Consider the following 8,743-nt stretch of genomic DNA (forward strand, 5'->3'; position numbering starts at 1 on the left):
GCCGCCGGCGACGTCGACGATCGTCTGTGGCGGCCGCCCCACCGCGATCTCGGTCCGGAACTCGACATCGTACTCGGCGGCGGCCTCGTCGAACAGTTCTTCGGCGTCCGCCTTGGCCTGCTCGAACCACTCCTCGGCGCCGCTGGGGATGCCGACGCCGGCGCTGTAACCGGCCTCGACGGGGTTGATCACGTACAGGAGCGTGATGTCGGCGCCGCCCCACTCGTCGATCGCGAACTCGAGCGCTTCCTCGGCCTGTGGCGTCCCGTCGTACGCGACGAGTAACCGTTTCGTCATGGCACAGGGTTCGGCCGGCGAGGTAAAAAGCCCGGTTGCCGAGCCGCGTTCAGTGGCCGGTGTGGCTCGCGCCGGCGATACCGACCCCGAGACGCCGCTGGAAGCCGGTCGCGGACGAAACCGCCCCGCGTCACTCGGCGGTCACGACGGCTCGGCGTTCGCGTGCGGAAGTGACACGACGAACACCGAGCCGCGAGGGTCGTTGTCTTCGATCCGGAGCTCGCCGTCGTACCCTTCGACTAACGTCCGGACGAGCGAGAGCCCGCCACCTCTCCCCTCCCGTGGGGAGAGCACGCGCTCTTTCTGCTCGTCCGAGAGGCCGGGACCGTTGTCCGCGACCCTCAGCTCGACCGTCTCGCCGCTCGCGTCGACGTCGACGTGGACCCGTGGGTCGTCGGCGTCGTTGTGTTCGACCGCGTTCTCGAGCACGTTGTCGACGACCGACCGCAGCCCCTTGTTCGCGACGACGGTGGCCTCATCCGGGATGTCCGTCGTGACCGCGATGCTGTAGGTGTTCTCGACCCCCTTCGCGATCTCGGAGGTGATCGCCGCGAGATCGATCGGAGCCAGGTCGGCTTCGCCTCGCAGCGTCTCCGCGATCACGCCCGTCGTGTCGATACGGGCGAGCGCCTCGTCCGCTTTTTCGGCGATGACCGACGAGCTGTCGGTGCCCGGTTCGGCGTCGCCGGCGTCGTCGCTGCTCTCCGCCAACTGGGCGTGCCCTCGGATCACGTTGAGATCGTTCCGGAGGTCGTGGCGGATGAGGCTGTTGACGAACCGGAGCGCTTCGCTCACGGTGCGTGCGCGGCGGGCCTCGCTCCGTGCACGTCCGACGTAGTAGCCCGCGATCACACCCGCGATCCCCCCCGACTCCGCCGCGATCAGGAGGGGGAATATGGCTTCACCGATGACGCGCCCCTCGAACGCCCGGATGAGGAGGGAAAGCCCCATGATGGCCACGAAGATCGCGGCACCGGTCAGGCACCACAGGAACACCCGCCAGCGGTCCTGCGGGAGGAGGTCGGTGCCAGAGAGCCAGTACCCGGCGTACACGACCACGAGCGCGAGAGTGCCGTCCAACAGCCCCGCCACGACGGGACCGACCAGCCCGCCGAGCGCGACGATCTCGGTCGCGTGGTGAACGACGGCGATCAGAAACAGCACCGCCCCGAAGCCCATGATGAGACGTGGCGATCTCGTCCCGAGGCGGTGGGAGTCCATGAGAAGATACGCTTCAGGAACGGTATTTACAGTTTTGGAAGCCTGCGACTACCCAGACACGCGGTCCCACATCGTCACGGCACGGCGAGGGGTGGCGCTCACTCGCCGTGTCTGGTGACACATCGCCACGGCGTTGGTTCGGCGCTCGCGACAGGTCACACAGTCACGGCAACACGCTCCGGGCGTCGATCCGGCGATCGACGCTGGTCACGAGCCGTGACTGACTTACTCGCCGTGTCTGGTGACACATCGCCACGGCGTTGGTTCGGCGCTCGCGACACGAGGTCGCTTCGCGCTCACTCGCCGTGACGAGTGACACACTCGCTCAGCCCGATCAGCTCCACCGGCTCGGAGTTGTCCGGCGAGTACACCACCATCTGTCCCTTCTCCATGTACGGCACCTTCTGGGCCAACTCCGTCGGGATGTTCACCGACGAGATCGCGTCCTCGTCGCCGAGGTTCAGCACGACCTTCGTGTTCACCTGCTTGAACACCGGCTCCGCGATATCCTGCGGGTCCTGCGTGATCAGGAACAGTCCGAGTCGCTCCTTCCGGCCCTGTTTGGCGGCCTCCGTGAACTTCTGGACGACCTTCCGGGCCTGTACGGTGTCGGCGTCCGAGAGGAAGTTGTGCGCCTCGTCCATCCCCAGCACCAGCGGCGTCTCCTTGATGCGCTGGCTCTGCGGGGAGTTCGAGAGCTTGTCGTCGACCAGCAGCGAGGAGACCGCGAGCACGAACATCTCCTTCGCCCGCGATGTCGAGAGGTGGTACGTCGGCACGACTGTCAGCCCGCCCGGCCGGACGAGTTCGTGATCGAGTTCGGTGATCGGCCGGGCGTCCTGATCGAAGATCCCGGAGGGAATCCCGCGAACGCGGCGCTTCACGGCGTCGAACGTGGCCTCGTGGACGCGGCCGGACTCGTCGAGTTCCTCCTTGAGGCCGGGGTCGTCGAGGAACCGCTTGAACTCCTCGTAGGTGCCCTCCTGCCCGTAGTCGCTGAAGAAGCGATTGAGGAGGGTGAGCAGCGCGGGGTACTGATTGTCGTTCAACCCGCCGCCGGCGACCAGCCACGGCATGTCGTACTCGTCGACGACCGAGAACGGGATGGTGAACCGCACCTGCTCGGCGCGGTGGTTCTCGCCGCCATAGCTCACGCCGTCCTCGACGGGCACGAGTGCGATCGTGTCGTCGTGGCCGCCGTGGGCGATCCCCTCGCGGTCGAGGTTCCGAGCGAACGCGTCGCTCATTCCGGGGTTGTCGTCGTGCATCTGGGCGTACTCGTCCTGCGGGTCGAACTGCACGACCGCGGGCGAGACCTCCCGACCGTCGTCCATGGGGTACGTTCGGTCCTCGTCGAGGTACTGCCGGAGGACGTTCTTCGAGGCGTGGGTCTTCCCCGATCCCGTGCCGCCAGCGACGAGCGTGTGCCGGAACACGAGCGGGTCGCCGTCGGCGTAGTCGTCCTTCACGCGGTAGTCCACCGTCGGCGGCTCCGCGGCCGTGCGGACCTTCTCGCCGCCCACGGAGAGGTGGCCGAGGAACACGCCGTCGCCCGGAATCTTCAGGCCGGTCTTGATCTGCTCCTCGTCGGAGGCCTCGCGGGCGAGCGCGCCGGGCTTGGGCACGCGGTCGGTCATCCGGCGCTTGAGTTCGTCGCCCTCCTCGTAGATCACGGCGACGGGTTCCAGTTCGGCCATGAACTTGTAGTCCCGTTCCTCGAACTCCTCGCGGCGCATCTGCCGGCGTGCGTGGATCTCGGTGGCGTCGTCGGACTGGAACTCCTGTGCGTACTCCAGCGCGGCGATCGAGCAGAACAGCACCTCGTCGTCGGGGTAGGGGACGAGCAGGTAGCTCCCCAGCCGGACGGAGTCGCGGTTCCCGGTGGTGATGAACGCCCGCAGCGTCGTCTCGTCGCCGTCCTGCGAGACGCGGAGTCCCTGCGAAACGGAGACGGTGCCCAGCCCCTCGTCGGCGCCCGCCGGCTCGGCGCCGTCGCGCTCGAACTCGGCCGCGTCGTCGCTCTCCCGGCCCGGATCGTCCCCCGCGGCCGCATCGCCGCCGTCGGTCGCCCCCGACTGCTCGGCGTCGTCGTCGACGTAGTCGGTGAAGTCGCCCAGATCGCCCGAATCGCTCATGTCCCGGAGGTGGGCGGCTCCCGCCATACGCCTTTCCCTGTCCCGGGGTGCAGGACTCGCCCCGGGCAGCACCCCTAAAAGCGCCGGGCGAGTAGCTTCGGTATGATTCACGTCCACGGCCGCGGCGGGGGGACCGCCCTCACCGGCACGCTGTTCGAGCGCGGCGAGGACCCGCCGACGTACAAGGGTGCCCCCGACGAGGACGCCGCCTACGTCTGGGTGTGCGACGCGTTCTACCAAGTCGAGAGCGGCGGCTCGGCCATCGAGGTCGACGGCGAGGAGATCCGTGTGGCGTTCGAGTCGCCGATGCCCCGGGGGTTCGACACCCGCGAGCAGGCGCTTTCGGCGGCGCGGGAGCACATCCGCACGCAGTTCGCCCGGATCGGCGTGGAGGACGTGGAGATCGAGGTGGAGAAGGAAACGCCGGCGTAGGTGGAGTCGTCGTTTTTCCCGGAGTGTTCGACATCGTCGATCGAGAACGATACCTGCGAACGATTTTGTGGTACTTGGGTGGCGAATCAACAACAGCAGCCGCGAACGTGACTCCGGAGCGAGCATGACCACTTGTGACCGCACCGCCCCACACAGCCCACGAGCCTCCCCAGCCGACTCGCTCCCGTTGGTCGCTCGTCCCTCGCGCTGACACGCGGCACGAGGCCGCGTGCGCTTCGCGCCACCGTGGCCGCGGTGCGGTAGCGGTGGACGCCGCGGGCCGGCACCGGTCGCCGGCCCGCGGGGGAGGGGTGGGGACTCGGTGCTGCGCCGGACCTCGTGTCCGGCGCACTGCGGTCGCAAGTGGTCAAGCATCGAGGTGCTGTTGCGGTTGCCGTCGCTGTTCCAGTTGCCAACGATAGAGCCGCTGTCGCCGTCGCTACTCCAGTTACCAACAACCAAAACCCGACCGAAAACCGGGACTACTCCTCCTCGCCCCAGCGCAGCCCGTCGTACGTCGACCGCGACTCGCTGCCGAACGTCTCCTCGAACTTCCGGCGGATCGCCGCCTTCTCGCCGGCGCCGATCTTCGCGAGCTCGTCCGCCTTGTCGATCGCCTCCGGCGGCCCGCGCTCGGTCGCGACCTCGCTCAGTAGCTGGGTCGTCAGCGCCTCGCGAGTCTCCGGATCCCGCGTGACGGCGTAGGGGGCCTCGATCTTGTACGTCACGTCGGTCCGGGGGTCGTAGAGGTAGCAGAACGTCACCTCGTAGCACTCCGGCTCCAGTCGGCGCTCGATTCCCATCGCGTCGCCGTCGACGGACATCGGCTCGTCCGAGGAGCCGCGGGAGCGGAACCACGAGGTGAAGGTGAGATCGGACTCCTCGCGGGCGGCGGCGGGGTCGTCGCTCGTCTCGTCGATCCCCTCGTCGCGCTGCTCCAGCAGCCGGGTGAACAGCGCGGCGTCATCGGTCCACGGCGTCGGCACGCGGTCGTCGAGCGTCCGGACGATGAACCGGGAGGTGGGGTTCTTCACGAACCCCGCGATCGGAATCCCGCGCTCGACGAACTGCTCGACCAGCCGGACGTAGTTCTCGACGATCGCCTGCGGCGCCGCCTCCTTCGTCGCCTCCGCCAGCGCGGGGTCGCGGGACTCCCAGTTGAACAGCCGCTTGGGGTAGAGCGGCCCGTCGAGCAGCAGTAGCTCCTCCACCGCGTCGGCGTGTTCGAGCGCGTGGGAGGACTCCGCGAGGTACAGCGCGAGCTCGTGAGTCACCTCGTCGGCGAACTCGCTCACCGCCGGGACTTGGAGCACCTTCCGTCGACTGTAGCTCTCGTCGTACTTGCGCCACTCCTCGCCGTACTCCCGGGTGGCGTCGCTGGCGTGGACCGTCGCGACCATCGAGCGCGAGCGGTGGAGGTCGAGATCGGTCGGCGACGAGGCCATCGCCGCCTGCGCCACGTCGAGCAGGAGGCCGTTCTTGAACCCGGTGGGGTTGAGCGTCCCCGCGTCGAGCCCGTGGGTTGTCTCGAATGGCCGGTCCGCGAGCGCCACGTCGTCGATGGCGGCAGCCCGGAGCGCCGGCTCGTCGAGCGGTTCGACCACGACTCGGCCGTCCTCGCGCAGCGGGTCGAGCAGCCCCCACGCCCGGGCGGCGTGGTCGTCGTGGTCGGAGTCGTCGACGGTGCCCGCGATGGAGGCCGCGATCCGGGCAATTGTGTCGACGTGGATAGGGTCGAGCGTCACTGGCTGTCGGTGGGGCGCGAGGTGGGAAAACTCCCTCGCCTCTCTCGGAAGAGCGAAGTGACCCCCGATACAACGTCGACCTATGGCTACGCTGCAGGAGTTCGTGACCCGGATCGTCACCGACCTGCCCGAGATGGGCCGGCTGTTCGAGGGCGTCGTGACGCAGGACCCGCTGTCGGCCGTCTCCGCCGCCGTGGGCGCGCTGTTCGTGATCGCCGCCAGCGGCGCGCTGGGCTACCTCGCGTTCGGCGGCCTGCTCGACCTGCTGGGCGCGAGTTCGACGCGGTAATCGTCGGTCAGTCCCGCTTCTCCGCCCGTTCGAGCGCCTTACTCGCCAGTTCGACCGCCGCGTCGAGATCCGGCCCCAGCGGCGACCCACACACCACCCCGTCGGCGTGCTCTAACACCGCCGCCAGTCGGTCGGCCACCTCCTCGACGGTACCCGCGGCGGCGAAGGCGTCGATCATCGCGGGTGAGACCCGATCGAACGCCTCGACGAACGCCCCCTCGCTGATCTTCTCGCCCACCGCCGCGGCGCGCTCGGGATCGATGTCGTGCCGTGCGAGCACCGGCTCGGGCGCGCCGGCGGCGATGAACGCCACGGGCGGCCGTGCGGCCTCGCGGGCCGCCTCGCGGTCGGCCGCGACGCTCACGCTGGCGTACGCGAGGAAGTCGAACTCGCCGCGGTGGTCCGGGCGCTCCCCCAGCCCCTCCGCGACGCGGTCGGCTGCCCACGAGAGGTCCCGCGGGTGGGAGCCGTTGAACAGCAGTCCCTCGGCGTGTTTCGCGGCCATCCGGCACATGTGCGGTCCCTCGCCGCCGACGTAGACGGGGATTTCGCCGGACGGCTCGTAGTTCAGGCCGGCGTCGTCGGCGACGAACGTCCCCTCGTGGTCGATGCGCTCGCCGTTCCAGAGCCGCTTTGCGACCTTGAACGCCTCCAGCACCGAGCGCAGACCGCGGTCGTCGCCGTCGACGCCGAGGTTCCGCAGCGTCGAGGGATCGCCCGGGCCGATCCCGAACACGCCGCGGCCGCCCGAGTGCTCGTCGAGGGTGGCCATCCGGGACGCGAGCGCGACGGGGTGGCTCTCGTGAGGGTTGGCGACGCCCGGGCCGAGCCGGATCGAGTCGGTCCGCTCGGCGATCGCCGTGAGCGACTGAAACGGGTCGCGGTTGTTGTAGTGCGAGGAGACGAACGCGGCGTCGAACCCCGCCGCCTCGGCCGACGCGCCGAGATCCGCGAGTCGGGAGATCGGGTGTTCGGGCGTGAGCTCGATCCCGCGGCGGATCGGCTTGCTCATGGCTCGTACTCCCAGTCCCGCAGCGCTTGGCGGACGAAATCCCTGCGCATCTCGCGGAACATGTTGTCGCTGCCGTCGTGATCGCCGAAGTCCCAGTCTCGGACGACGACGACGGGGTTCCCGCCGTCGCCCTCGCCGGAGACGAGGTTGGCCGCGCCGGCGAGTTCGTCGACGACGCTCTGGACGGTCACCTGTAGTTCGTGGCCGTCGCGGTCGGTCTCGCCGCGCCAGTCTCGCGAGGCGGGCATCCCCGCCCAGCCGATCGCGACGGCGCGCTGGCCGTGTCGGAACGACCGGCCGGAGGTGTCGGTGACGATCACGGGCGGCGATTCGGGGAGGTTCTCGTGGATGCGCTCGGCCGACTGGCTCGGGCGCTCGGGCAACAGAAGCAGGTCGTGATCCGGGACGTTCGAGCGGTCGATGCCCGCGTTGACGCTGACGTGGCCGAACGGCGCCTCGGTGAGGATGAACGGCTCCTCCATCACCACGTCGGTGCTGTTCTCGAGCACGGCCTGCGCGAACCGCGGGTCCTTCTCGTCACCGGAGATCTCCTCTAAGTTCCGGGCGATTTCTTTGGCCCGCGGGCCGGCGGGGAACTCCTCGAGGTCGGCAGTGCGGCCCTCGGCCTTCGAGACGACGGTCGAGGCGACACAGACCACGTCGTCGGGGCGGAGGTCGACCCGTTCGGCGATCATCGCGGCCAGATCGTCGCCCGCCCGTATCTCCGGGAGGTCGGGGACGGCGAACAGCTCCATACCCGCCACTCCGGGCCGGCACACAAAAGTCGTGCCGAAGGGGCGAGCGACACGTTGGAGGGGCATCAAAACAACAGGAATACGTAGAACGACTGAGAACCCCCCCGTAATTGATGCGGGATCAGGATTTCCTCGAGTCCGAATGGGACTACTGCCTGGTGCTCGACGCGTGCCGCTACGACGTGTTCAGCGAGATCTACGACGAGTATCTGGACGGGCGACTGGAGAAGCGACGCAGCGCCGGATCCTCGACGCCGGAGTGGGCGTACCGCAACTTCACGGGCCACCACGACATCGCCTACTTCTCCGGGAATCCGTTCATCAACGACCTCGGGATCCCGCTGAACGAGCTGAAGTGGGGGGCGAGCTGCGACTACGAGTGGACCGCCTCCGACCACATCTCCGAGGTGTTCGACGTGTGGAAGACCGGCTGGGACGACGATCTAGGCACGGTCCCACCCGAGGGAATCACCGAGGCGTTCCGGAACAACCGCGACGCCGTCGACGCCGCCGAACGCACGGTCCTGCACTACATGCAGCCCCACGCGCCCTACCTCTCCCGCGGGAAGGGCCAGAAGCTCAAGCAGATCCAGAAGGGGATCCGCAAACAGGAGGAGGCCGAGAACGGCGACGCCGAGGCCGACGGCGGCACGCTCGCGTCGATGAGCGACCGGCTCCGGACCAACGTCGAGAGCGTGCTCGACGGCAGCGAACTGGCCCAGAAGGCCGGACTCTGGCTCGAACTCGATCCCGCGGACGTGATGAAAAACGGCACGCAGGAGGCCGCGCTCGGGCTGTACGAGGAGAACCTCCGGATCGTACTCGAGGACATCGCCGAGTTCGTCGACGAACTCGGC

General features: G+C 68.7%; 9 protein-coding genes. 3 read left to right on the forward strand and 6 right to left on the reverse strand.

Features of this window, described 5'->3' with window-relative positions; genetic code table 11:
- From ACFR9S_RS05115 to ACFR9S_RS05125, 3 genes are all read right to left on the reverse strand, one after another.
- The coding region (locus ACFR9S_RS05115) for a universal stress protein (RefSeq protein WP_379818200.1) at nt 1–297 on the reverse strand (297 nt) is incomplete at its 3' end.
- A 141-nt stretch (nt 298–438) separates the two neighbouring features.
- Nucleotides 439–1,518 carry an ATP-binding protein gene (locus ACFR9S_RS05120; protein ID WP_379731615.1) on the reverse strand — a complete coding sequence of 360 codons (1,080 nt, stop codon included), beginning with the start codon at nt 1,516–1,518 and terminating at the stop codon, nt 439–441.
- A 296-nt stretch (nt 1,519–1,814) separates the two neighbouring features.
- Nucleotides 1,815–3,653, reverse strand: a complete 1,839-nt coding sequence (locus ACFR9S_RS05125) for an ATP-binding protein (protein ID WP_379818201.1) — start codon at nt 3,651–3,653, stop codon at nt 1,815–1,817.
- Nucleotides 3,654–3,755: 102 nt separating this feature from the next.
- On the opposite strand from ACFR9S_RS05125, the gene ACFR9S_RS05130 reads away from it, so the two are divergent.
- Nucleotides 3,756–4,085 carry a DUF7113 family protein gene (locus ACFR9S_RS05130; protein WP_379731618.1) on the forward strand — a complete coding sequence of 110 codons (330 nt, stop codon included), beginning with the start codon at nt 3,756–3,758 and terminating at the stop codon, nt 4,083–4,085.
- 482 nt (nt 4,086–4,567) lie between these two features.
- On the opposite strand, the gene ACFR9S_RS05135 is transcribed toward ACFR9S_RS05130, so the two are convergent.
- On the reverse strand, nt 4,568–5,830 hold the full coding sequence (locus ACFR9S_RS05135) for a DNA double-strand break repair nuclease NurA (protein WP_379732562.1): 1,263 nt from the start codon (nt 5,828–5,830) through the stop codon (nt 4,568–4,570).
- Between the two features lie 82 nt (nt 5,831–5,912).
- On the opposite strand from ACFR9S_RS05135, the gene ACFR9S_RS05140 reads away from it, so the two are divergent.
- Nucleotides 5,913–6,119, forward strand: a complete 207-nt coding sequence (locus ACFR9S_RS05140) for a hypothetical protein (protein ID WP_379818202.1) — start codon at nt 5,913–5,915, stop codon at nt 6,117–6,119.
- A 7-nt stretch (nt 6,120–6,126) separates the two neighbouring features.
- On the opposite strand, the gene ACFR9S_RS05145 is transcribed toward ACFR9S_RS05140, so the two are convergent.
- A complete protein-coding gene (locus ACFR9S_RS05145) occupies nt 6,127–7,131 on the reverse strand; it encodes a 5,10-methylenetetrahydromethanopterin reductase (RefSeq protein ID WP_379818203.1) in 1,005 nt (334 codons plus the stop codon).
- Nucleotides 7,128–7,886 (reverse strand): coenzyme F420-0:L-glutamate ligase, encoded by a 759-nt coding sequence (locus tag ACFR9S_RS05150; RefSeq protein WP_379731862.1) that lies wholly within the window; start codon nt 7,884–7,886, stop codon nt 7,128–7,130. Before ACFR9S_RS05150 ends, ACFR9S_RS05145 begins: the two co-directional genes overlap by 4 nt.
- 113 nt (nt 7,887–7,999) lie before the next feature.
- Between ACFR9S_RS05150 and ACFR9S_RS05155 the strand changes: the two genes are divergently transcribed.
- On the forward strand, nt 8,000–8,743 hold a 744-nt coding region (locus ACFR9S_RS05155; RefSeq protein ID WP_379818204.1), incomplete at its 3' end, for a hypothetical protein.

This window comes from Halolamina salina, from assembly GCF_042678005.1.
In the GTDB taxonomy this organism is placed as follows: domain Archaea; phylum Halobacteriota; class Halobacteria; order Halobacteriales; family Haloferacaceae; genus Halolamina; species Halolamina salina.